Source organism: Neobacillus kokaensis (assembly GCF_014656545.1).
Lineage (GTDB): Bacteria > Bacillota > Bacilli > Bacillales > Cytobacillaceae > Neobacillus > Neobacillus kokaensis.
In genome coordinates, this window is the sequence record NZ_BNDS01000001.1 from 101056 (window position 1) to 124964 (window position 23909).

21 protein-coding genes are annotated in these 23909 nt (G+C 38.6%); all 21 read left to right on the forward strand.

What is annotated here, in order from left to right; genetic code table 11:
* Position 1: 1 nt before the first annotated feature.
* The 21 genes from IE222_RS00495 (at position 2) to asd (ending at position 23893) form a co-directional block, all read left to right on the forward strand.
* Positions 2 to 784: a phosphatidate cytidylyltransferase gene (locus IE222_RS00495; protein WP_191268638.1), complete on the forward strand. Its 783-nt coding sequence runs from the start codon at positions 2 to 4 to the stop codon at positions 782 to 784.
* A gap of 26 nt (positions 785 to 810) precedes the next feature.
* Positions 811 to 1953: a 1-deoxy-D-xylulose-5-phosphate reductoisomerase gene (gene dxr / locus IE222_RS00500; protein WP_191268640.1), complete on the forward strand. Its 1143-nt coding sequence runs from the start codon at positions 811 to 813 to the stop codon at positions 1951 to 1953.
* A gap of 70 nt (positions 1954 to 2023) precedes the next feature.
* Positions 2024 to 3286, forward strand: coding sequence for an RIP metalloprotease RseP (gene rseP, locus IE222_RS00505; RefSeq protein WP_191268642.1), 1263 nt, complete (start codon positions 2024 to 2026; stop codon positions 3284 to 3286).
* Positions 3287 to 3453: 167 nt separating this feature from the next.
* The gene (locus tag IE222_RS00510; protein WP_191268643.1) at positions 3454 to 7779 is read left to right on the forward strand and encodes a PolC-type DNA polymerase III; all 4326 of its coding nucleotides are present in this window, start codon (positions 3454 to 3456) and stop codon (positions 7777 to 7779) included.
* A 238-nt stretch (positions 7780 to 8017) separates the two neighbouring features.
* Positions 8018 to 8488, forward strand: coding sequence for a ribosome maturation factor RimP (rimP, locus tag IE222_RS00515; RefSeq protein ID WP_191268645.1), 471 nt, complete (start codon positions 8018 to 8020; stop codon positions 8486 to 8488).
* A gap of 47 nt (positions 8489 to 8535) precedes the next feature.
* Complete coding sequence (gene nusA / locus IE222_RS00520; RefSeq protein WP_191268647.1) at positions 8536 to 9657, forward strand: transcription termination factor NusA; 1122 nt, start codon at positions 8536 to 8538, stop codon at positions 9655 to 9657.
* Positions 9658 to 9673: 16 nt separating this feature from the next.
* Positions 9674 to 9958 carry an RNase P modulator RnpM gene (gene rnpM, locus IE222_RS00525; RefSeq protein ID WP_191268649.1) on the forward strand — a complete coding sequence of 95 codons (285 nt, stop codon included), beginning with the start codon at positions 9674 to 9676 and terminating at the stop codon, positions 9956 to 9958.
* Complete coding sequence (locus tag IE222_RS00530; protein WP_191268650.1) at positions 9955 to 10257, forward strand: YlxQ family RNA-binding protein; 303 nt, start codon at positions 9955 to 9957, stop codon at positions 10255 to 10257. Before rnpM ends, IE222_RS00530 begins: the two co-directional genes overlap by 4 nt.
* 21 nt (positions 10258 to 10278) lie before the next feature.
* Positions 10279 to 12597 (forward strand): translation initiation factor IF-2, encoded by a 2319-nt coding sequence (gene infB, locus IE222_RS00535; protein ID WP_191268652.1) that lies wholly within the window; start codon positions 10279 to 10281, stop codon positions 12595 to 12597.
* Positions 12594 to 12875 (forward strand): DUF503 domain-containing protein, encoded by a 282-nt coding sequence (locus IE222_RS00540; RefSeq protein ID WP_191268654.1) that lies wholly within the window; start codon positions 12594 to 12596, stop codon positions 12873 to 12875. Before infB ends, IE222_RS00540 begins: the two co-directional genes overlap by 4 nt.
* Before the next feature lie 17 nt (positions 12876 to 12892).
* Positions 12893 to 13264, forward strand: a complete 372-nt coding sequence (gene rbfA, locus IE222_RS00545) for a 30S ribosome-binding factor RbfA (protein ID WP_191268656.1) — start codon at positions 12893 to 12895, stop codon at positions 13262 to 13264.
* A 67-nt stretch (positions 13265 to 13331) separates the two neighbouring features.
* Complete coding sequence (truB, locus tag IE222_RS00550; protein ID WP_191268658.1) at positions 13332 to 14252, forward strand: tRNA pseudouridine(55) synthase TruB; 921 nt, start codon at positions 13332 to 13334, stop codon at positions 14250 to 14252.
* A 31-nt stretch (positions 14253 to 14283) separates the two neighbouring features.
* A complete protein-coding gene (gene ribF, locus IE222_RS00555; RefSeq protein ID WP_370464993.1) occupies positions 14284 to 15237 on the forward strand; it encodes a bifunctional riboflavin kinase/FAD synthetase in 954 nt (317 codons plus the stop codon).
* Positions 15238 to 15408: 171 nt separating this feature from the next.
* Positions 15409 to 15678 (forward strand): 30S ribosomal protein S15, encoded by a 270-nt coding sequence (rpsO, locus tag IE222_RS00560; protein ID WP_191268660.1) that lies wholly within the window; start codon positions 15409 to 15411, stop codon positions 15676 to 15678.
* Positions 15679 to 15904: 226 nt separating this feature from the next.
* Positions 15905 to 18022, forward strand: a complete 2118-nt coding sequence (gene pnp / locus IE222_RS00565) for a polyribonucleotide nucleotidyltransferase (protein ID WP_191268662.1) — start codon at positions 15905 to 15907, stop codon at positions 18020 to 18022.
* Positions 18023 to 18184: 162 nt separating this feature from the next.
* Positions 18185 to 19132: a polysaccharide deacetylase family protein gene (locus IE222_RS00570; RefSeq protein WP_191268664.1), complete on the forward strand. Its 948-nt coding sequence runs from the start codon at positions 18185 to 18187 to the stop codon at positions 19130 to 19132.
* A gap of 98 nt (positions 19133 to 19230) precedes the next feature.
* Positions 19231 to 20466 carry a M16 family metallopeptidase gene (locus IE222_RS00575; protein WP_191268666.1) on the forward strand — a complete coding sequence of 412 codons (1236 nt, stop codon included), beginning with the start codon at positions 19231 to 19233 and terminating at the stop codon, positions 20464 to 20466.
* A 102-nt stretch (positions 20467 to 20568) separates the two neighbouring features.
* Positions 20569 to 20811 carry a YlmC/YmxH family sporulation protein gene (locus tag IE222_RS00580; RefSeq protein ID WP_191268668.1) on the forward strand — a complete coding sequence of 81 codons (243 nt, stop codon included), beginning with the start codon at positions 20569 to 20571 and terminating at the stop codon, positions 20809 to 20811.
* 339 nt (positions 20812 to 21150) lie between these two features.
* Entirely contained in the window at positions 21151 to 22050 is a 900-nt protein-coding gene (dpaA, locus tag IE222_RS00585; protein WP_191268670.1) for a dipicolinic acid synthetase subunit A, read from the forward strand.
* On the forward strand, positions 22050 to 22649 hold the full coding sequence (dpaB, locus tag IE222_RS00590) for a dipicolinate synthase subunit B (protein WP_240009751.1): 600 nt from the start codon (positions 22050 to 22052) through the stop codon (positions 22647 to 22649). The genes dpaA and dpaB overlap by 1 nt, the downstream gene beginning before the upstream one ends.
* Before the next feature lie 188 nt (positions 22650 to 22837).
* Entirely contained in the window at positions 22838 to 23893 is a 1056-nt protein-coding gene (gene asd, locus IE222_RS00595) for an aspartate-semialdehyde dehydrogenase (protein WP_191268672.1), read from the forward strand.
* The last annotated feature ends 16 nt before the right edge of the window (positions 23894 to 23909 follow it).

The window sequence follows — 23909 nt, forward strand, 5'->3', positions numbered from 1 at the left end:
AATGAAGCAAAGAATCATAACTGCCGTTGTCGCTGCAGCGTTATTTGTGCCAATTGTATTTTACGGCGGCCTTCCTTTTTTGCTGTTAACTTATGTTTTGGCAAGCGTTGGACTATATGAGTTAATCAGGATGAAGAAACTAAATGTTTTTTCTCCATATGGGTTTTTATCGTTATTAATTCTTTGGGTCCTTCTTCTTCCAAATGAAATTATTGAGGATTTTTATTATTCCAAAACAGAAATTGGAATAGTCTTGATTCTGTTATTATTGACATATACAGTCCTTACAAAAAATCGCTTTAACTTTGAAGATGCGGCTTTTTCTATTTTATCTGCTATTTACGTAGGAATTGGCTTTTTCTTTTTTATTGAAACACGTCAAGCAGGACTTGTATATATTTTTTATACATTATTTATTATTTGGGCAACTGATTCTGGTGCTTATTTTATCGGGAAAGCATTCGGAAAGAAGAAGCTTTGGCCGGAAATCAGTCCTAATAAAACGGTTGAAGGGTCCATTGGCGGTGTAGTTTGTGCGGTTGTAGTGGCCATTCTATTTGGAGTATTACCAAACTTTGATGCAAACATTGTTACATTAATGGGAATGACGATTATCCTTTCCGTTTTTGGACAGATTGGCGACCTTGTTCAATCGGCTTATAAACGCCATTTTAATGTAAAGGATTCAGGTAATATTTTACCTGGCCATGGCGGTATTTTAGACCGTTTTGACAGCTTATTATTTGTTTTGCCTTTACTCCATTTATTTCACATCTGGTCTTAAACCGCAAACTCAGGAGATGACATAGTTTGAAGAAAATAAGTTTATTAGGAGCCACAGGTTCAATTGGCATCCAAACGCTGGACATTATTCGCGAGCATCCTGGTGAATTTAGATTAGCGGCAATGTCCATTGGAAAAAACATCGAATTAGCTCGAAAAATTATCGTTGAATTCCAGCCAGAACTTGTTTCTGTCCAAAATTATAGTGATTTTGATACATTAAAAGCAGAATTCCCTCATACAAATTTCACATATGGGGATGAGGGAATAATTGAGGCAGCGATTTACGAAAAGGCAGATATCCTTGTTAATGCTGTGCTGGGTAGTGTAGGATTGAATCCCACTTTACAGGCGATTGAGTGTGGGAAAACAATTGCCATTGCTAATAAAGAAACACTGGTTACTGCGGGCCATTTGGTAATGGAGGCAGCACGAAGAAATTACGTTTCACTCTTACCTGTAGACAGCGAACATTCTGCAATTTTTCAATCACTGCAAGGAGAAAGAGAAAAAAATATTGAACGTTTGATCCTAACAGCGTCTGGAGGAAGCTTTCGCGACCGAACTCGGAATGAATTAGAGCAAGTTACAGTGGAAGAAGCTTTAAACCATCCTAATTGGTCGATGGGGGCAAAAATTACAATTGACTCTGCAACCATGATGAATAAAGGACTAGAAGTTATTGAGGCACATTGGCTTTTTAATCTGCCATATGAAAAAATTGACGTTCTGCTGCACAAAGAAAGCATTATTCATTCTATGGTTGAATTTCATGATTCTAGTATTATTGCTCAGCTTGGGACACCAGATATGCGGGTTCCCATTCAATATGCGCTCACATATCCCGAGCGTATACCGCTTCCATCTGGCCATCGTCTAGATTTGGCAAAAATCGGTCAATTGCATTTTCAAGAGATGGATTTGAGCCGCTTTCGCTGCCTGCATTTTGCCTATGAGGCAGGGAGGGCAGGAGGCACAATGCCAACCGTTTTAAATGCTGCAAATGAAACAGCTGTTGCGGCCTTCTTGGAAGGCAAGATTCGTTTCTTGCAAATTGAAGATTTGGTTGAAAAAGCATTGGACAATCATCAAGCCATTAATTACCCAAGCTTAAGTACAATCCAAGAAGTTGACAAGGAAACAAGACAGTATGTACAATCACTCTTATAAGAAAAGCGGAATTGTAAACCGTTGAAGAAGTTGAAAAACTTCTCTACCCCAAAAAAAGGTGGTTTTATTTTTGAGTACAGTTATTGCCTTTATTGTGATTTTTGGTGCACTGGTCTTCTTTCATGAATTAGGTCACTTTATTTTTGCCAAAAGGGCCGGCATTCTATGCCGTGAATTTGCCATTGGAATGGGTCCAAAAGTGTTTTCTCATAAGAAGGGAGAAACAACTTATACAATTCGGCTGCTGCCTATTGGCGGTTTTGTCCGTATGGCAGGGGAAGACCCCGAAATGGTGGAAATTAAGCCTGGCTATCGAATTGGGCTATTATTTAATAAGGAAGAAAAAGTATCTAAAATCATTTTAAATAATAAAGATAAGTTTCCTAACTGCCGGATTGTTGAAGTTGAATATGCAGATATTGAAAAGAATCTGATTATAAAAGGATATCCTGATGATGAAAATGATAGCTTACAGACTTTTTCAATAGAACCTTGGGCTGTAATTGTTGAGAACGGGGTGGAATCGCAAATTGCCCCGATTGATAGGCAATTTTCTTCAAAAACGTTAGGGCAAAGGTTTATGGCAATTTTTGCTGGGCCAATGATGAACTTTGTGCTTGCTTTTATTATCTTCATTCTCATTGCTTTACTACAGGGTGTACCTACTAATGAGCCAAAATTAGGGGTGATTACCCCTGATGGTGCTGCTAAAGCTGCGGGACTTCAAAAAGGAGATATTATTCAAAGTATTAATGGTTCCGAAATTACAAGTTGGAATGATGTAGTGGAGATCATCCGTCAAAATCCGAATGAAAAACTCGATTTTTCCATCGTACGTAATGGACAAGAAAAAGATGTCCAGGTGACACCGCAAGAAAAAACAGTTGATGGAAAGAAAATGGGGATTATCGGGGTTTACAGTCCCGTAGAAAAATCGCCGGTCCAAGCCATTACTACAGGTGCGAAAGAAACTTATTTTTGGACTACTCAAATTTTTGTGATGGTTGGGAAGCTAGTAACCGGACAATTTTCAATAGATGCACTTTCCGGTCCTGTAGGGATCTACTATTCAACCGATGAAGTGGCAAAATCGGGGATATACTACTTAATGAAATGGGCAGGAATTCTCAGCATTAACTTAGGAATCATGAATTTATTGCCTATTCCCGCGCTTGATGGCGGCAGGCTGATGTTTTTTGCAATCGAAGCTGTCAGAGGAAAACCAATTGACAGACAAAAAGAAGGAATGGTCCATTTTATTGGCTTTGCTTTACTGATGCTGCTTATGCTAGTAGTTACATGGAATGATATTCAAAGGTTTTTCTTGAAATAATAAAGTTGGGGAACCCGCCAGTGGTTCCTCTTTTTTTATGTAAACTTATTATTTACGGAAAATGGATGAAGTTTTTTTGTGGGATAAAACCAAATCAGTCAAGTTGATGTGATATAATTACTTTTTGAAAAGAAATAGATAGAGATTTTTAGATGGGAGAGAGAACGATGAGCGAACATGCCTTGGGCAATAAAGAGCGATTCCAACTCTTGCTCCAGCAGCTGCAATTAGTTGAGGATGCTGTTGTAGTGTATTTCAACAATGCGCAAATTGAAAGGCTGTTAGTTGAAAAGAAAACGAGGAAGTGGCATTTTCAATTTTTATTTGAAGCAATCCTTCCCTTTAATGTTTATATCCAGTTTGCAACGCGGCTTGAAAGAACTTTTTCAAATATCGCGAATATTTCTTACGAAATCAATGTAGAAAATTCCGCATTTACTGGGGAACTATTACAACAATACTGGAGTCATTGCATTCAACAAATTGATGGAATGTCACCGCCTCTTACAAAACTTTTAAATGAACAAATTCCCCAGCTTAACGGGCTTAAACTAATCGTTACTGTTCATAACGAAACAGAAGGGATGACGCTAAAAAATAAATATGGTCCCGTTATTGGACAAATTCTTCAATCCTTCGGTTTTCCAATGTTATCAATTGAAACAGAAGTCAATAATATAGAAAAGAATGAAGAGTATCAGAAATTCTTACTTGCTAAGGAAAAAGAAGACCAGGAACGAGCGCTTTTGGCAATGGTAGAAATGCAGAAGAAAGATGCAGAAGGTGACCAGGCAAATGGTGAGTCTGCTGAAGGACCGCTATCGATTGGACTTACCATTAAGGATGACAGTGAACAAAGAAGCATGATTGATATTGTTGACGAAGAAAGAAGAGTAGTACTTGAAGGGTATATCTTTGATGCTGAAATCCGTGAATTAAGAAGCGGACGCTCACTGCTTACGTTTAAAATTACAGACTACACAAGCTCTATTATGGTTAAAATGTTTTCCCGTGATAAAGAGGATGCGAATCAATTTCAACGTGTGAAAAAAGGCATGTGGGTAAAGGTGCGGGGAAGTATCCAAAATGATACCTTTGTCCGCGACCTCGTGATGATCGCAAATGATATTCATGAAATAAAGCCTGTCCAGCGGAAGGATACAGCACCTGAAGGCGAAAAACGGGTAGAATTGCATCTCCATTCACCGATGAGTCAGATGGATGCTGTTACACCAGTTAGTGCACTTGTGGCACAAGCGAAAAAATGGGGGCATAAAGCCATTGCGATAACTGACCATGCAGTTGCACAGTCATTCCCTGAGGCTTTTGGTGCAGGGAAAAAAAATGATATCAAAATTCTTTACGGGGTTGAGGCAAATTTGGTGGATGATGGTGTACCAATTGCCTATAATGATGCACACCGCTTGCTTGCAGAGGATACGTATGTCGTATTCGACGTGGAAACGACAGGTTTATCCGCAGTATACGATACGATAATTGAACTAGCTGCCGTAAAGGTAAAAGATGGTGATATCATTGACCGGTTTGAATCTTTTGCTAATCCACATCACCGTTTGTCCGCAACAACCATTAATTTAACGGGAATAACAGATGATATGGTACAAAACGCCCCAGAAGTATCAGAGGTGTTAAAGAAGTTTAATGATTGGACCGAGGACGCTGTTCTTGTTGCCCATAATGCATCCTTTGATATGGGCTTCTTAAATGTCGGATATAAAAAAATCGGCTTTGAAAAGGCGAAAAACCCGGTAATTGATACCCTGGAACTTGGCCGTTTTCTATACCCGGAATTAAAGAATCACCGCCTAAATACTTTAGCCAAAAGATTCGATATAGAATTGACACAGCACCATCGGGCAATTTATGACGCAGAAGCTACCGGCTATTTGTTATTGAAAATGTTAAAGGATGCTGCTGACAAAGGGATCGAATATCATGATCAGTTCAATGAAAATATGGGAAAAGGGAATGCCTATCAGCGGGCGAGACCTTATCATTGCACGCTTATAGCGCAGACGGAGGCTGGCTTAAAAAATCTATTTAAGTTAATTTCAATTTCACATATTAAATATTTTTACCGCGTACCAAGAATTCCTCGTTCCATTTTGCAAAAATATCGCGAAGGGATTATTGTCGGTTCAGCATGTGATAAAGGTGAAGTATTTGAAGGAATGATGCAGAAGGGTCCAGAAGAAGTGGAGGAAGCTGCCCGTTTTTATGACTATCTTGAAGTTATGCCAAAACAGGTATATGCACCCCTTATCGAGATGGAATTAATCCGCAATGAAAATGCACTTGAACAAATAATTGGCAATATCGTATCTCTTGGAGATAAACTTGGAATCCCAGTAGTTGCTACAGGAAATGTTCATTATCTGAACGAAAATGATAAAATTTATCGCAAAATCTTAATCAGCTCTCAAGGCGGTGCAAACCCGCTGAATCGCCATGAACTTCCGGATGTTCATTTTCGAACAACAAATGAAATGCTCGATGCCTTTTCATTTCTTGGTGCTGAAAAAGCTAAAGAAATTGTTGTCACCAACACGAATAAAATTGCCGATATGATTGATGTCATTAAACCGATAAAAGACGATCTATACACACCAAGAATTGAAGGTGCAGAAGATGAAATGCGGCAAATGAGCTATGACATGGCGCATAGAATTTATGGTGACACGCTGCCAGAGATTGTCGAAGCACGTCTTGAAAAAGAATTGAAAAGTATCATTGGTCATGGATTTGCTGTTATTTATTTGATTTCTCATAAGCTTGTAAAAAAATCCTTGGATGACGGTTACTTAGTTGGATCACGTGGCTCGGTTGGTTCTTCCTTTGTTGCTACGATGACAGAGATAACGGAAGTGAATCCATTACCGCCGCATTATGTTTGTCCTGACTGCAAACATTCTGAGTTTTTTAATGACGGTTCAGTCGGCTCTGGGTTTGATTTGCCTGATAAGGATTGTCCTCAGTGCGGTGCTAAATATCGTAAAGATGGTCATGATATTCCATTTGAAACATTTCTTGGGTTCAAAGGGGACAAGGTGCCGGATATTGACTTAAACTTCTCAGGTGAATATCAGCCTCGGGCACATAACTACACTAAAGTATTGTTCGGTGAAGACTACGTTTATCGTGCGGGTACAATTGGTACGGTGGCTGATAAAACAGCATTTGGCTATGTGAAAGCCTATCAGCAGGATCATAATCTGCATATGCGTAATGCCGAGATCGAACGTTTAGCATCCGGCTGTACAGGTGTAAAACGGACAACAGGTCAGCACCCGGGTGGAATTATCGTTATTCCAGATTATATGGATGTGTATGATTTTACACCGATTCAATTTCCGGCAGACGATAGAAATTCTGAATGGAAAACAACGCATTTTGATTTCCATTCTATCCATGATAATGTCTTAAAGCTTGATATCCTTGGCCACGATGATCCGACCGTTATTAGAATGCTGCAGGACTTAAGCGGGATTGATCCGAAAACTATCCCAACAGATGATCCGGAAGTTATGAAAATTTTCAGCAGTACGGAAACATTAGGTGTAACGGAAGAGCAAATTATGTGTAAAACCGGAACGTTTGGTATCCCGGAATTTGGAACAAGATTTGTCCGGCAAATGCTAGAGGATACAAAACCGACCACATTTTCTGAACTTGTTCAAATTTCCGGTCTGTCACATGGTACAGATGTATGGCTTGGAAATGCACAAGAATTAATCCACAATCAGACATGTAACCTTAGTGAAGTAATTGGATGTCGTGATGATATCATGGTTTATTTGATTTATCAGGGACTCGAACCTTCATTTGCCTTTAAAATTATGGAATCTGTTCGTAAAGGGAAAGGCTTAACCGAAGAAATGGAAGCTGAAATGAGGAAGAATGAAGTACCTGAATGGTATATCGACTCATGTAAAAAGATAAAATACATGTTTCCGAAAGCTCACGCTGCAGCCTATGTGTTAATGGCAGTGCGTATTGCCTATTTTAAGGTACACCTGCCGCTATTGTACTATGCTGCTTATTTTACCGTTCGAGCTGAAGACTTTGATCTTGAAACGATGACACGGGGTTCTGAAGCAATCCGAGCCAAGATTGAAGAGATTAATGCAAAAGGGCTGGAAGCTTCCAACAAAGAGAAAAGTTTATTAACAGTCCTAGAGCTGGCGCTTGAAATGACTGAAAGAGGCTACAGCTTCCAAAATTATGACTTGTATCAATCGGATGCTTCTGAGTTTATCATTGAAGGTAATTCCTTAATTCCACCATTCAATTCCATCCCGGGTCTTGGAACAAATGCTGCTGTCAACATTGTTAAAGCACGTGAAAATGGAGAGTTTTTATCAAAAGAAGATTTGCAGCAGCGCGGAAAGGTATCAAAAACCATCCTTGAATATTTAGATCGGCAAGGCTGTCTAGCATCACTGCCAGAACAAAATCAGCTTTCCCTATTCTAAGGTCATTCAAATCCTTGGATTTGCATATAGAAAATGGTTATGGTATAGTTTTATTGGAAATACTAATGATTACTCTCGTATCTAAGAGTGGGGGCCCTCCCACTCTTTCGTGTTGTTTACGACGGTTTTTTTGTTGTCTAGCTAAAGCGCCAGAGAGGCGCTATTGCTTTTCTTGTTACTTTGATAAAATTTCCATGCACTACATAGCATAGTTTAAATGTGGAAAAGGAGGTATTACATGAGCAAAGTAACTGAAGTGGTCGAGGGACTGGCTGCACCGATTTGTCAAGAACTTGAGATCGAACTGGTAGAAATTGAATATGTCAAAGAAGGAAAAAGCTGGTTTCTTCGCGTATATATTGATAAAGACAACGGTGTTGATATCGAGGATTGCGGTCTGGTTAGTGAACGTCTCAGTGAAAAACTTGATGAGATTGACCCAATTCCACATAACTATTTTCTTGAAGTATCCTCTCCTGGAGCTGAACGGCCTTTAAAAAAACATAAGGATTTTGAAAGGGCAATCGGTAAAAATGTCTTTATAAAAACATATGAGCCAATTGACGGAGAAAAAAGCTTTGAAGGTACTTTATTAGAATTTGATGGCCAAATCGTAAAAGTAGAGATAAAAATTAAAACTCGAAAAAAGACCATCGACATTCCTTATGAAAAAGTTGCTAATGCGAGGTTGGCAGTAACATTTTCATAAAGATTTGAAAATCATAATTTAAAAAAGGATTAGGGGGATACAACCAAATGAGCAGCGAATTAATGGATGCTCTTATAATTCTGGAAAAAGAAAAGGGTATTTCCAGGGACGTTTTGATTGATGCAATTGAGGCGGCACTAATATCGGCATATCGACGTAATTTTAATCAGGCTCAGAATGTTAGGATTGATTTAAATTTAGAAACAGGTTCAATGCGTGTTTTTGCCCGTAAGGAAGTTGTTGATGAAGTTTTTGATCCTCGTCTTGAAATATCATTAGAAGATGCTAGACGCATTAATCCGAATTACCAAGTAGAAGATGTAGTAGAAATGGAAGTGACACCAAAGGATTTCGGCAGAATTGCCGCACAAACTGCAAAGCAAGTTGTCACTCAGCGTGTACGTGAGGCGGAAAGAGGCATTATCTATTCCGAATTTATTGACCGTGAAGAAGATATTATGACAGGGATTGTCCAAAGGCTTGATTCTAAATTTATTTACGTCAGTTTAGGGAAAATTGAAGCCCTGCTGCCAGTAAATGAACAAATGCCAAATGAACGATATAAACCTCATGATAGGATTAAAGTCTTTATCACAAAAGTTGAAAAGACCACTAAGGGACCTCAAATTTTTGTTTCACGTACACATCCAGGACTATTAAAACGCCTATTTGAAATTGAAGTTCCTGAAATTTATGATGGTACTGTTGAAATTAAATCAGTCGCCCGTGAAGCTGGAGACCGTTCAAAGATTTCTGTTCATTCCGATAATCCTGAAGTTGATCCTGTTGGATCCTGTGTAGGACCAAAAGGTGCAAGAGTACAGGCGGTTGTAAATGAATTAAAAGGTGAAAAAATAGATATTGTCAAATGGTCGGACGATCCTGTCGTTTTTGTTGCCAATGCTTTAAGTCCATCAAAAGTTCTAGATGTCATTGTGAATGAGGATGAAAAAGCAACTACAGTCATTGTCCCGGATTATCAGCTATCTTTAGCAATTGGGAAACGGGGTCAAAATGCCCGTCTTGCTGCAAAATTAACCAGCTGGAAAATTGACATCAAATCAGAATCAGAAGCACGGGAATTGGGAATCTACCCACGTGAAGAAATAATTAAGTTATTTGATGATCAAGTTGATACGGATTTTAATTTCGATGAAGAGTTAGAGTAATGTGAGGTGAATGGGCGTGAACACTAAAAGAAAAGTTCCTATGCGCAAATGTGTGGCTACCGGTGAAATGAAACCGAAAAAAGAACTCGTTCGCATCGTTCGCTCAAAAGAAGGGGAAGTATCGATTGATTTAACCGGAAAGAAATCCGGAAGAGGTGCATACCTTTCAAAAGATAAAGAAGCAGTTCAGTTAGCCAAGAAAAAAAATATCTTGTCAAACCATTTAGATGTAACAGTAAAGGCTGAGATCTATGAGGAACTTCTTGAGTTAATAGAGAAGGAGAACTTGTCAACCAAATGAAAGAAAATCAATGGTTTTCATTGCTTGGATTGGCTAATCGAGCACGAAAAATTATATCGGGTGAAGAACTAAGCATCAAAGAAATCCGTAATGGAAAAGCAAAACTAATAATATTATCCAGAGATGCATCTTTTAATACAACAAAAAAAATTACAGATAAATGTAATTCGTATATGGTCCCAGTGAAAATGGTGGAAAACCGTCATCTTCTTGGTCAAGCGATTGGAAAAGAAGCCCGCGTTGTTGTAGCTGTGCTGGATGATGGGTTTGCAAAAAAACTGGTATCGTTGCTCGATTAATTCTAGCGGGGGTGAAAAATAATGAGTAAACTACGTGTTTATGAATATGCAAAGAAGCATAATCTTTCAAGTAAAGAAATCATTACAAAATTAAAGGAAATGGATATAGAGGTTACAAACCATATGGCAACATTAGAGGATTCAGATATTAAAAAGCTTGATGCAGCCTACAATAAAAAAGATAGTAATTCCCGAGAGAAAAAACAGATAAATCATAACCAGCAAAAAACGGCGAATACTTCTCAAGCTAAAAGACCAAATAATCGACCAGGACAGCCTAAACCAACCAATAATCCAAATGTGCAGCAAAATGTAACAAGTAAAGCAGCACCGAAAACATTTGAGGTGGATGACGATAAGTTAGTCGTTCCAAATAAGGTAAAGGTTGCTGTGCCGCCGAAAAATAAAGAAGGCAAAAAGCACGATCAAGAATACCAGTCAAAAGAAAACAAAGCCTTCCAACCGGGAAAAGGGAAGGCTAAATCTCATCAAAATCAAAATCAAAATCGAAATCATAACCAAAACAAGCGGAAAAATCAGCCGCCAGTACAGCAAGCTGCTCCGCAAAAGAAAAAAGAAAAAGAGCTTCCTGCAAAAATTACTTTTACTGAATCATTAACAGTGGCAGAGCTTGGTAAAAAGCTTCACCGTGAACCTTCTGAAATCATTAAAAAGCTCTTTTTACTTGGTGTAATGGCGACTATTAACCAAGTTTTAGATAAAGATGCAATTGAATTGATTGCTGGAGAATACGGTGTAGAAGTAGAAGAAGAAATCAAGATTGATACAACTGATTTAGAAGTCTACTTCACTGAGGATGCTGCTGAAATTTTAGTGGAAAGGCCTGCAGTTGTTACGATCATGGGGCACGTTGACCATGGAAAAACAACATTACTCGATTCCATTCGGAATACGAAGGTTACTGAAGGTGAAGCTGGTGGAATTACCCAGCATATCGGTGCGTATCAAGTAGTGGAAAATGGTAAGAAAATTACCTTCCTTGATACACCTGGACACGCCGCATTTACAACAATGCGGGCACGTGGTGCACAAATAACTGATATTACCGTTCTTGTAGTTGCTGCTGATGATGGTGTCATGCCGCAAACGGTAGAGGCGATTAACCATGCTAAGGCAGCTGAGGTTCCAATCATTATAGCTGTGAATAAAATGGATAAGGAAGCAGCCAATCCTGATCGTGTCATGCAAGAACTTACCGAACATGGTTTAGTTGCAGAAGCATGGGGCGGCGATACCATCTTTGTACCGATTTCAGCGAAAAAAGGCGAGGGAATTGACAACCTATTAGAAATGATTCTGCTTGTAAGTGAAGTGGCAGAACTAAAGGCAAATCCAAATCGCAAAGCACTGGGAACCGTGATTGAAGCTCAATTAGATAAGGGCCGCGGATCTGTTGCTACGTTGCTTGTTCAGAATGGTACATTAAAAATTGGCGATCCTATTGTAGTTGGAAATACATTTGGTCGTGTTCGCGCAATGGTTAATGACAAAGGCCGCCGTGTAAAGGAAGCTGGGCCTTCAACTCCTGTTGAAATTACAGGTTTAAATGATGTACCGCAGGCCGGTGACCGGTTTGTTGTGTTCGATGACGAAAAGACAGCCCGCCAGGTTGGAGAAGCACGTGCACAGCAAGCCCTAGTTGCACAGCGAGGAGAAAAGACCCGCGTAAGCTTAGATAATCTTTTTGAACAATTAAAGCAGGGCGAAATGAAGGACCTAAACGTTATTCTTAAATCTGATGTTCAGGGTTCTGCAGAAGCTTTAGCTGCTTCATTAAATAAAATAGATGTTGAAGGCGTAAATATTAAAATCATTCATAATGGAACAGGCGCAATTAACGAATCGGATATCACGCTTGCTGCTGCCTCTAATGCCATTGTTATTGGTTTTAATGTCCGGCCGGATGCCAATGCAAAACGTGCTGCCGAAGCAGAAAAAGTAGATGTTCGTCTACACCGGATTATATATAAAGTAATCGAAGAAATGGAAGCAGCAATGAAGGGCATGCTTGACCCTGAATTTGAAGAAAAAATTATTGGTCAAGCTGAAGTTCGTCAGACGTTTAAAGTTTCGAAGGTTGGAACAATTGCTGGTTCTTATGTAACGGATGGTAAGATTACTCGTGACAGCGGTGTTCGTGTTATCCGTAATGGTGTAGTCATCTTTGAAGGAGAAATTGATGCATTAAAACGCTTCAAGGATGATGCGAAGGAAGTTGCCCAAGGTTATGAATGTGGTATTACCATTAAAAACTTTAATGATGTTAAAGAAGAAGATGTCTTTGAGGCATATATAATGCAAGAAGTGGAACGTAAATGATTATCGGCGTCGCCGACTGTGAATGTATCATATATGACGCTCATTCTTTAAAAGAAAAGCGTGCGGTTTTGCAGCGAATTCTAACCCGCTTAAAGCAAAAATTTAATGTTTCTGTGGCTGAGGTTGACTATCAAGATGTTTGGCAAAGAACAAGGATCGCGATTGCTGCAGTCTCACAAGCACGAACCGGGGCTGAACACGAACTGCAAAATGCACTGAAATTAATTGATTCATTTCCAGAAATTGAAAGAACGATCACCGAAATTGAATGGCTTTAAGTTAAGAGGTGAATGTGATGAGCCATAGACCAAACCGCGTTGGAGAGCAGATGAAGAAAGAACTGACAGATATTATTGGACGCAAAATCAAAGATCCACGGATCGGTTTTGTGACGGTAACCGATGTTCAAGTAACAGGAGATCTTCAACAAGCAAAAGTATTTATTTCTGTTTTAGGTGATGACGAGCAAAAGGAGAATACCTTAAAAGGCCTCGCTAAGGCAAAAGGATTTATTCGGTCTGAAATTGGCCACCGTATTCGGCTGCGCAAAACACCTGAAATTATATTTGAATTTGATGAATCAATCGATTATGGAAATCGAATTGAAACACTTCTTCATCAGCTCCATACAGACGATAAACCAATGGAGACAAATGACGAAGAGTAAGAATCGTTTGGGAAAATGGATAGACAATCGTCTATCCATTTTTTTCGGATAGAAGGAGCGAGGAAATATGGAAGGGATTTTGCCATTATATAAACCAAAGGGCATCACAAGTCATGATTGTGTTTTTAAATTAAGAAAAATCTTAAAAACCAAAAAAATTGGACATACGGGAACATTAGACCCAGAGGTAACTGGTGTCTTGCCAATTTGCATTGGGAAAGCTACCAAGATTGCCGAATACATAACCGATGCCGGGAAGACCTATGAAGCAGAAGTGACACTTGGATTCTCGACGACAACGGAAGATGCAACTGGGGATATAGTCGAAAAAAAGACAGTAACCCGTCCAATTACACGTAATGAAATCCTCAATGTGTTTGAAGCCTTAACGGGTGAAATCGTGCAAACGCCACCAATGTTTTCGGCTGTAAAAGTAGGCGGTGTTCGTCTTTATGAATATGCTCGTAAAGGAATTGAAGTCGAACGTCCTTCTAGAACAGTAACGATATATTCGATTCAACTGCTCGATGAACAGATGGAATGGACGGGAGATACCATTACCTTTAGGTTTAAAGTAGCCTGCAGTAAAGGTACATATATTAGAACATTGGCTGTTATGATTGGAGACAAATTAGGTTATCCTGCCCATATGTCAAACTTGGTTAGGATTCAATCTGCCTCTTTTACGTTGGATGACTGTTTCACGCTGGAAGAAGTGAGTGAAATGGCGGAAGAAGGAACGGTAGAAGAGGTTTTGAAGCCGCTGGAGACAGCACTTTCTCATTTGCCGAAATTAAAAATAAATGATAAAGTAGCAGAGAAAGTGAAAAATGGTGCATTATTAGACATACCAGAATATTTAAAAACTTGTAACGGACCTATTATTGCTGAAACAAAAGATGGTATGGCAATTGCTATTTATGCAAGGCATCCTAATAAGCCAAACCTTCTAAAACCTGTTAAGGTATTAAGAAATGAACTAGAATAAAAGGTTACGGTATAGAAAAGGTGAGTTTCAATTGGAAGTAAAGATGCTAGAGTTTCCATTAAACTTGGAGAAACAGGATATACCGCCATTATCTATGGCACTTGGTTATTTTGATGGTGTACATAGGGGCCACCAACAAGTGATTCTAGAAGCGAAAAGACAGGCAATTCAATTGGGCTTGAGCAGTGCGGTGATGACTTTCGACCCCCATCCCTCAGTTGTATTGGGAAAAGATAAAAGGCATGTTCAGTATATTTCTCCTTTAACAGAGAAAATAAAAATTATTGAGCAGCTTGGGATTGATTATATGTTTATTGTTCATTTTACTGCAGAATTTGCAAACCTGCTCCCCCAGGAATTTATCGATCAATATATTATTGGTCTTAATGTTAAACATGTTGTAGCTGGATTCGATTATACGTATGGAAGAATGGGAAAAGGTAACATGGAAACATTGCCTTTTCATTCTAGAGAGGAATTTACTTTTTCTGTTATACCGGAGCTCACTGAGGGGAATGAAAAAGTAAGCTCGACAAGAATCCGCAGCCTTTTACGGGAAGGAAAAGCTGACCTGCTTCCCAATCTTTTGGGGAGATATTATACGACAACTGGAATCGTGATACACGGGGATAAACGCGGAAGAACAATTGGATTTCCAACAGCAAATATTGATGTAGATGATGAGTATATTATCCCGCCGCTAGGGGTTTATTCGGTGAGAATGAAGGTTAATAATACTTGGTATCAAGGTGTTTGTAATGTTGGGTATAAGCCCACTTTTAATCAAAATGCTAAAAAGATTTCCATTGAAGTTCATTTATTTGAATTCGATCAAGATATCTATGGGGAAGAAGTTGTCGTTGAATGGCATCTCTATCTTCGAAAAGAACAAAAATTCTCCGGAATTGAAGAACTTGTAAGACAAATTGAACAGGATAAACAAAATGCGTTACATTATTTTAAAGAAAATCGACAAATTTTCTAGACGGATTGTTTATTGAATGATAAACCTGGATATTATTAAGGATAAAACTTGCATTTTGGCGTAAAAAGTTGTATTCTTATCTACGTATTAAAAATAACCTTTGCTTGGCAAGTCGAGTCACCGACGCTTGCTGGGTAACAGGGGATTTGTAAAATTAGGAGGTGAACATGGATGGCAATCACACAAGAGCGTAAAAACGAAATCATCAATGAGTACAAAACTCATGAGAATGATACTGGATCTGCAGAGGTTCAAATCGCTGTCCTTACTGAACAAATCAACAAATTGAACGGTCACTTACGCGTTCATAAAAAAGATCACCATTCACGTCGTGGTCTGTTGAAAATGGTTGGTAAGCGTCGTAATCTTTTAACTTACCTTCGTAACAAAGATGTACAGCGTTACCGTGAGTTAATTAATAAGCTTGGTTTACGTCGTTAGTTTACAGAAGCGGGAATTTTCCCGCTTTTTTATTAGTAAAAAAAGATAAATGAATATTTAATACATATTTTAAGTCAGGACTTATTTGTGCATACTAATAATAATTTGGATTGATAACATAAGCTTTTACAGGCTTTTTTTATATTTATTGAATTAGTAAGATGATTACAGCGAATATATATTTCGCATCATCCTCCTAAGTAGTTTAGATGAGAGGGGTAAAAATATGGACCACCAGAAACATGTGTATTCCACCGATTGGGCCGGGCGTAATCTGACGGTTGAAATCGGGCAGCTGGCTAAACAGGCTAATGGGGCTGTTTTAGTCCGCTATGGTGATACGGCAGTATTAAGCACAGCAACAGCTTCGAAACAACCGAAAAATTTAGATTTCTTTCCATTAACAGTTAACTACGAAGAACGTTTGTATGCAGTAGGAAAAATTCCCGGAGGGTTTATTAAACGGGAAGGGCGGCCAAGTGAAAAGGCGATTCTTGCAAGCCGCTTGATAGACCGGCCAATTCGCCCGCTTTTTGCTGATGGCTTCCGGAATGAAGTTCAAGTAATCAGTATCGTTATGAGTGTGGATCAAGATTGTTCCACTGAAATGGCGGCTATGTTCGGGTCATCTTTAGCACTTAGTGTATCAGATATTCCATTCGAAGGACCAATTGCTGGTGTTGTGGTTGGTAGAGTCGACAATCAGTTTGTTATTAATCCAAACGTTGAACAGTCTGAAAAAAGTGATATTCATTTAACAGTGGCTGGAACAAAAGATGCGATTAACATGGTTGAAGCGGGTGCAGATGAAGTACCGGAAGAAACAATGTTAGAAGCCATCATGTTTGGTCATGAAGAAATTAAACGCTTAATTGAATTCCAAGAAAAAATTGTCGCTGAAATCGGCAAGGAAAAATTGCAAATAACACTTTATGAAGTTGATAAAGAGCTTGAGTCAGAGGTCAGAGAGCTATGTGAAGCTGATATGATCAAGGCGATTCAAGTCCAAGAAAAGCATGCCCGTGAGGATGCGATAAAAGAAGTAAAAGATCACGTACTAGCCAAATATGAGGAACAAGAAGCCACAGAAGATGATTTAAAACAGGTAAAACAAATATTGGACAAGATTGTTAAAGGTGAGGTTCGCCGGTTAATTACCGTAGAAAAAATCCGCCCAGACGGCCGTAAAATAGATGAAATTAGGCCATTATCCTCGCAGGTAGGTATTCTGCCGCGTACTCATGGCTCTGGCTTATTTACACGTGGACAAACACAAGCATTAAGTATTTGTACACTTGGTGCAATGGGGGATGTCCAAATCCTTGACGGTCTTGGGATCGAAGAAGAAAAACGGTTTATGCATCACTATAACTTCCCGCAATTTAGTGTTGGGGAAACTGGACCAATCCGTGGACCAGGCCGTAGGGAAATTGGACATGGTGCCCTTGGTGAACGTGCCCTTGAACCAGTAATTCCATCTGAAAAAGATTTTCCGTATACAATTCGTCTTGTTTCAGAGGTTTTGGAATCAAATGGTTCAACATCACAGGCAAGTATTTGTGGAAGTACATTAGCAATGATGGATGCCGGTGTTCCAATTAAAGCTCCTGTTGCCGGAATTGCCATGGGTCTAGTTAAATCCGGTGAATATTATACAGTACTAACCGATATTCAAGGTATGGAAGATCACCTTGGAGATATGGATTTTAAGGTAGCTGGAACCGCAAAAGGTGTTACAGCATTACAAATGGATATTAAAATTGAAGGGCTGTCTCGTGAAATTTTAGAAGAAGCTCTACAGCAAGCTAAAAAGGGCAGAATGCAGATTTTGGATTCAATGCTTTCAACCATTGCTGAACCAAGAGCTGAACTTTCAAAGTTTGCACCTAAAATCTTAACCATGAACATCAATCCTGATAAAATTCGTGATGTCATCGGACCAAGCGGAAAACAAATCAATAAGATTATTGAAGAAACTGGTGTAAAAATTGATATCGAGCAGGATGGTACGATTTTTATTGCATCATCTGACACCGAAATGAATCACAAAGCAAAGAAAATTATTGAAGATATCGTTCGCGAGGTTGAAGTTGGACAGCTATATCTTGGAAAAGTAAAGAGAATTGAGAAGTTCGGTGCCTTTGTTGAAATTTTCCCTGGCAAAGATGGCTTAGTTCATATTTCCGAACTTGCTGAAGAGCGTGTTGGCAAAGTGGAAGATGTCGTTAAGCTTGGAGATGAAATGTTAGTCAAGGTTACGGAAATTGATAAACAAGGCCGAGTCAACTTATCACGTAAAGCAGTCCTAAAAGAGCAGCGAGAAAAGGCTGAAGAACAAAAATGATCAACTGAACGAGTCAGAGCCTATATATAGGACTCTGGCTTTTTATTATTTTGATTGTGTTGCTTGGAGCGGAAATACACACACCAACTTTTGACTTTGGTTATTCAAATGTTCTACCTTGTCCTTTCGATACATAATCTGTATGGAAGGGGGAAAGGTAGAATGAAAAAGGCAATGATCATAGTATTATTTTTTTTAGCTGTGTGGATATTTGTTAACACACCAATTGTAAATAATTATGTAACTGGTTTGAAGGAAAATGCCCTTCCAGCAGTAAAAGAATCAAATTCATTAATGGAAAGCATTAAAAAAAATGCATCTACATATGAAAAACCGCCTTCTGATGCAAAAATAGATCGAGTTTGGAAAGCGATTCCAGGATATAGCGGGGTTAAAGTCGATATTTCCGCATCGTATAAAAATATGAAAAAGCTAGGTGTTTTTGACGAAAAGAAATTAGTTTTTACCCAAATAAAACCGAAAATCCATCTAAATGATCTACCTGCATCCCCCATCTATCGTGGACATCCGGATAAACCAATGGTTTCGTTTATCATAAATGTAGCCTGGGGGAATGAATATCTATCCGATATGCTCGCCACTTTAAAAAAACACAATGTTTCGGCCAGTTTTTTCTTGGAAGGTAATTGGGTCAAAAAAAATCCGGAACTGGCAAAAATGATTGTAAGTGCAGGTCACGAGGTTGGTAATCACTCCTACTCCCATCCTGATATGGCAAAATTAACAGCAGCTCAGGCAAGGGAACAAATGGTAAAAACTAATGAAATTATTGAAGCAGCAACAGAAGTAAAATGTAATTTGTTTGCTCCTCCAAGCGGAAGCTATCGAGATGAAACAGTGAAAGTGGCTAAAGAATTAAATATGAAGACTGTAATGTGGACAGTTGATACAGTTGATTGGAAGAAACCAACTCCGGAAGTACTTATTAACCGCGTAATGGGTAAAATTGACAATGGTTCAATGGTTCTAATGCATCCAACTGAATCGACAGCAGCTTCCCTTGATCGCTTAATCACACTGATCAAACAGAAAAAATTAAAAATCGGGACAGTATCTAACTTATTAAATGAAGAAAGAATAATGAAATGAACATACAAGATTAAGTTAAAAGTTGGAGAAAATAGTTATAAAAGGTATAATGAACAATGGAGTAGTAGCATCTGCTGTTTACAGACAGGAGGAAGTTGATGATAACCAAATATACTTGTAATAATGGAGTAAGAATCGTATTAGAACAAATTCCAACCGTTCGATCAGTTGCTATTGGGATTTGGATCGGTACAGGATCAAGAAATGAAAATCCTAAAACCAATGGAATTTCTCATTTCCTTGAGCACATGTTTTTCAAAGGGACTACCACTAGGTCGGCAAAAGAAATTGCCGAATCATTCGATAGTATTGGCGGACAAGTAAATGCCTTTACCTCAAAGGAGTACACATGCTATTATGCAAAGGTTTTGGATACCCATTCAAAATTTGCTTTAGATGTGCTCGCCGATATGTTTTTTAACTCAACTTTTGATGAGACAGAGTTAAAGAAAGAAAAAAATGTTGTCCTTGAAGAAATAAAAATGTATGAGGATACTCCTGATGATATTGTCCATGACTTGCTAAGCAGAGCTGTTTATGGTGATCATCCGCTTGGATATCCGATTCTGGGAACAGAAGAAACATTAAATACGTTTAATGGAGATTCATTAAGAGAATACATTTATGAAAGATACACACCTGAAAATGTTGTAGTATCCATTGCAGGCAATGTACCTGAAACGTTTATTAAAGAAGTGGAACAGTATTTCGGAGCGTATCAAGGTGGAAATAGAGAAGAAAGCGAAAATGTCCCATCGTTTCATTCCAATAAAAATTCTCGAAAAAAGGAAACAGAACAAGCCCATTTATGTATTGGTTTTGAAGGATTGAGGGTTGGGCACGAGGATATCTACAGTTTAATTACCCTTAATAATATTTTAGGGGGAAGTATGAGTTCAAGATTATTCCAAGATGTCCGTGAACAGAAGGGTTTAGCTTATTCTGTATTCTCCTACCATTCAGCTTACCAGGATAGCGGTATTGTAACGATTTATGGCGGTACCGGGGCGAAGCAGTTAAATGTTTTGTTTGAAACTATTCAGGAAACATTAAATAAACTGAAACAAGATGGGATTACTGATAAAGAATTAACGAACAGTAAAGAGCAGTTAAAAGGCAGCTTAATGCTTAGCTTAGAAAGTACCAATAGCCGAATGAGCCGAAATGGTAAAAACGAGCTTTTGTTAAAGCGACACCGCTCGCTGGATGAGATTATTGAACAAATTGATCAAGTAACAAAAGAGAGCGTAAATGATATGGGAAGTAGAGTTTTTACGGATAACTATTCCATTTCATTAATAAGCCCTGATGGGGATATACCTGATACCTTTTAATACCAAGAAAACAGTTCGTGAATTCGAACTGTTTTTTTCATTAGTCTAATTATGGACTTCCCTCTATAAACTTATATAAAAAGGATAGAGAGGAGTTCTTATATGAGGTTAAGTGAATTAAGCGGAAAAGAAATCGTCGATGTGAAAAAAGCGGAACGTCTAGGTATCCTGGGGCAAACCGATTTAGAAATAAATGAAAATACCGGACAAATTCAAACCCTATTGATTCCATCGTTAAAATGGTTCGGTTTCAGAAAACAAGGAGAAGAGATTAGGGTTCCTTGGAATCATATTAAAAAGATAGGTCCCGAAATGATTATTATTGATATTCCTGATGAAGAATAGAGTTTTTCTAAAGTCCTGGCAAATGAACTTTTGCTTGGGCTTTTTTTTTCTTATGGGTGGAAAACTCACAGATTGAAACAGTCTTACATAAGATGGTGAAGTGATAAGTAGAATTAGTATTCCTTGAAAGGATTTTACGGTAAAGGGGCGGAGCGCCACAAGAGTATTTCTTTATTACTAATTTGCAGCGGTAATTTTCATTTTAAGACTCTAAGGCAGTGCAGCTAAGCTCTGCTCCACCACTTTATTGGCAAGAAGTAGTTTTCTCGATAAATTTTTATAGTAGATGGTGGCTTGGTTCACCAAATAAGTTTCCAAAAAAAGAAGGTGAATGTTTTCATGCTGACAGGGATACAGATAGCCGTTATTGGTGGAGATGCCAGACAGCTGGAAATTATCCGGAAGTTAACCGAGTTAGATGCACGGATTTCACTAATAGGCTTTGAACAGCTTGACCACGCCTTCACAGGTGCAGTCAAGGAAAAACTGGATGAGGTTGACTTTTCGAATATAGATGCAATTATTTTGCCAGTGGCTGGCACAAATTTAGAAGGGCAGGTAGAAACGATTTTTTCTAATGAAAAGGTAGTCTTAACAGAAGAAATCCTGGTAAAAACCCCCGAACATTGTACTATTTATTCTGGGATTAGCAATGAATTTTTAAATGGGATTGTAAAACAATCAGGAAGAAAACTTATACAGTTATTTTCAAGAGACGATGTTGCCATTTATAACTCCATCCCAACAGTAGAAGGAACCATTATGATGGCTATTCAGCATACCGACTTTACCATCCATGGTTCGAATGTAACGATCCTTGGATTAGGAAGATGTGGTATGAGTATTGCAAGAGCATTTCATGCCCTAGGTGCGAAGGTAAAAGTGGGAGCAAGAAAAAGTGAGCATCTAGCAAGAATTACGGAAATGGGTCTTGAACCATTCCAGTTAAGCAATATCGAAAAGGAAGTAGTCGCTACTGATATTTTAATTAATACTATTCCACAACCAATTGTCAGTGCAGGAGTCATTGCAAAATTGCCTCCGCAAACGCTCATTATTGATATAGCATCCAAACCGGGGGGGACTGATTTCCGTTATGCTGAAAAACGCGGTATTAAAGCATTGCTTGCCCCAAGTCTGCCTGGAATTGTTGCCCCGAAAACAGCAGGGCAAATCTTAGCGGATGTTCTCACGCAGCTGCTCCAAGAGACCACAATAAACCGAAAGGGGAATGCATAATGAGTTTAAAAGGTAAAAGAATAGGTTTTGGGTTAACGGGCTCGCATTGCACGTACGATGCAGTATTTCCGGAAATTGAAAAGCTCGTGCAAATTGGTGCAGAGGTAGTTCCTGTTGTATCCTATACGGTAAAAAACACAGAAACCCGTTTTGGTAAAGGGGAGGATTGGGTACAGCGAATTGAGGATTTAACCGGCAATAAAGCAATCGATTCGATTGTTGCGGCAGAACCTTTAGGACCAAAGATGCCGCTGGATTGTATGGTTGTTGCTCCCCTAACAGGTGTATCGATGAGTAAATTTGCTAATGCCATTAATGATAGTCCCGTTTTAATGGCAGCAAAAGCAACATTAAGAAATTTAAAACCAGTTGTTCTAGGCATTTCGACTAATGATGCTCTTGGTCTAAATGGTGTTAATTTAATGAGGTTAATGTCCACGAAAAATATATTTTTTATTCCTTATGGTCAGGATGATCCTGTTAAGAAGCCAAATTCTATGGTTGCAAGAATGTCATTATTGACAGAAACGGTAGAGGCTGCTATAGAAGGGAAACAAATTCAGCCGGTTATTGTTGAAAAATATAAAGATAGTGAATAATTTCACCTCCCCTTTCAAAAAAGGTTATTTCTTTAAAGGAATATGTTAAAATAAATTAATCATTCATCAGTAGGTACACATTTTTCCTGCTGATGAAGTAAAATAAAATGATGATGAATACTGGCAGTCAAACATATATTCTAAAAAATTGAAATAACCAGCCAGTGTATACGAAAGGGGAACTAGAAATGAGTCAGCAAAATGGATTTCATGTTGCCGTTGTAGGGGCAACAGGCGCGGTTGGACAACAAATGATTCAAACATTAATAAATGAGAATTTCCCTATCAAAAAACTAACCTTGCTTTCTTCGGCTCGGTCTGCAGGTAAAAAAGTAAATGTGAATGGTCAAGAAATTACCGTTCAAGAAGCGAAGCCTGAGAGCTTTGAAGATGTCGATATTGCATTATTTAGTGCAGGAGGCAGTGTTTCTAAGGAACTTGCACCAGAAGCTGTAAAGCGCGGTGCAGTCGTTGTCGATAATACGAGTGCCTTCCGGATGGACGAAAATACGCCATTAGTTGTTCCTGAAGTAAATGAAACTGACCTGCATGAGCATAATGGAGTTATTGCAAATCCAAACTGTTCTACTATTCAAATGGTAGTGGCTTTGGAACCAATCCGTAAGAAATATGGTTTGAAAAAAGTTATTGTTTCGACTTATCAAGCTGTTTCCGGTGCGGGTGCCGCAGCAGTTGAAGAATTAATGAATCAAACAAAATCCATTATTAACGAAGAGGAATTTGAGGCAAATATTTTACCGGTAGGTTCCGATAAAAAACATTATCAAATTGCCTTTAATGCGATTCCTCAAATTGATAAATTCCAAGATAATGGCTTTACATTTGAAGAAATGAAAATGATTAATGAAACGAAAAAAATTATGCATTTACCAGACCTGCAAGTTGCAGCAACATGCGTCCGTTTACCGGTTGCAGTAGGCCATTCTGAATCTGTTTATTTCGAAATTGAAGCAGAAGGCGTAACTGCTAGTGAAATTAAAGCATTGTTAAAGGATGCCCCTGGTGTTGTATTGCAGGATGATCCGGATAATCAAATTTATCCAATGCCTGCTGATTGTGTTGGAAAAAATGATGTCTTTGTAGGAAGAATTAGGCAAGATCTTGATGAGAAGCTAGGTTTTCATATGTGGGTTGTATCAGACAACCTGCTGAAGGGGGCGGCCTGGAACTCAGTTCAAATCGCTGAAAGATTAGTTGAATTAGGGATTGTAAAATCTAAGTAACATCAAAAAAGGCAGG

Bases quoted from the DNA above. Each gene is read 5' to 3' on its own strand.
- IE222_RS00495 (WP_191268638.1), top strand. From the start codon at position 2: ATGAAGCAAAGAATCATAACTGCCGTTGTCGCTGCAGCGTTATTTGTG.
- IE222_RS00510 (WP_191268643.1), top strand. From the start codon at position 3,454: ATGAGCGAACATGCCTTGGGCAATAAAGAGCGATTCCAACTCTTGCTC.
- rimP (WP_191268645.1), top strand. From the start codon at position 8,018: ATGAGCAAAGTAACTGAAGTGGTCGAGGGACTGGCTGCACCGATTTGT.
- nusA (WP_191268647.1), top strand. From the start codon at position 8,536: ATGAGCAGCGAATTAATGGATGCTCTTATAATTCTGGAAAAAGAAAAG.
- IE222_RS00530 (WP_191268650.1), top strand. From the start codon at position 9,955: ATGAAAGAAAATCAATGGTTTTCATTGCTTGGATTGGCTAATCGAGCA.
- infB (WP_191268652.1), top strand. From the start codon at position 10,279: ATGAGTAAACTACGTGTTTATGAATATGCAAAGAAGCATAATCTTTCA.
- IE222_RS00540 (WP_191268654.1), top strand. From the start codon at position 12,594: ATGATTATCGGCGTCGCCGACTGTGAATGTATCATATATGACGCTCAT.
- rbfA (WP_191268656.1), top strand. From the start codon at position 12,893: ATGAGCCATAGACCAAACCGCGTTGGAGAGCAGATGAAGAAAGAACTG.
- truB (WP_191268658.1), top strand. From the start codon at position 13,332: ATGGAAGGGATTTTGCCATTATATAAACCAAAGGGCATCACAAGTCAT.
- rpsO (WP_191268660.1), top strand. From the start codon at position 15,409: ATGGCAATCACACAAGAGCGTAAAAACGAAATCATCAATGAGTACAAA.
- pnp (WP_191268662.1), top strand. From the start codon at position 15,905: ATGGACCACCAGAAACATGTGTATTCCACCGATTGGGCCGGGCGTAAT.
- IE222_RS00570 (WP_191268664.1), top strand. From the start codon at position 18,185: ATGAAAAAGGCAATGATCATAGTATTATTTTTTTTAGCTGTGTGGATA.
- IE222_RS00575 (WP_191268666.1), top strand. From the start codon at position 19,231: ATGATAACCAAATATACTTGTAATAATGGAGTAAGAATCGTATTAGAA.
- IE222_RS00580 (WP_191268668.1), top strand. From the start codon at position 20,569: ATGAGGTTAAGTGAATTAAGCGGAAAAGAAATCGTCGATGTGAAAAAA.
- dpaA (WP_191268670.1), top strand. From the start codon at position 21,151: ATGCTGACAGGGATACAGATAGCCGTTATTGGTGGAGATGCCAGACAG.
- dpaB (WP_240009751.1), top strand. From the start codon at position 22,050: ATGAGTTTAAAAGGTAAAAGAATAGGTTTTGGGTTAACGGGCTCGCAT.
- asd (WP_191268672.1), top strand. From the start codon at position 22,838: ATGAGTCAGCAAAATGGATTTCATGTTGCCGTTGTAGGGGCAACAGGC.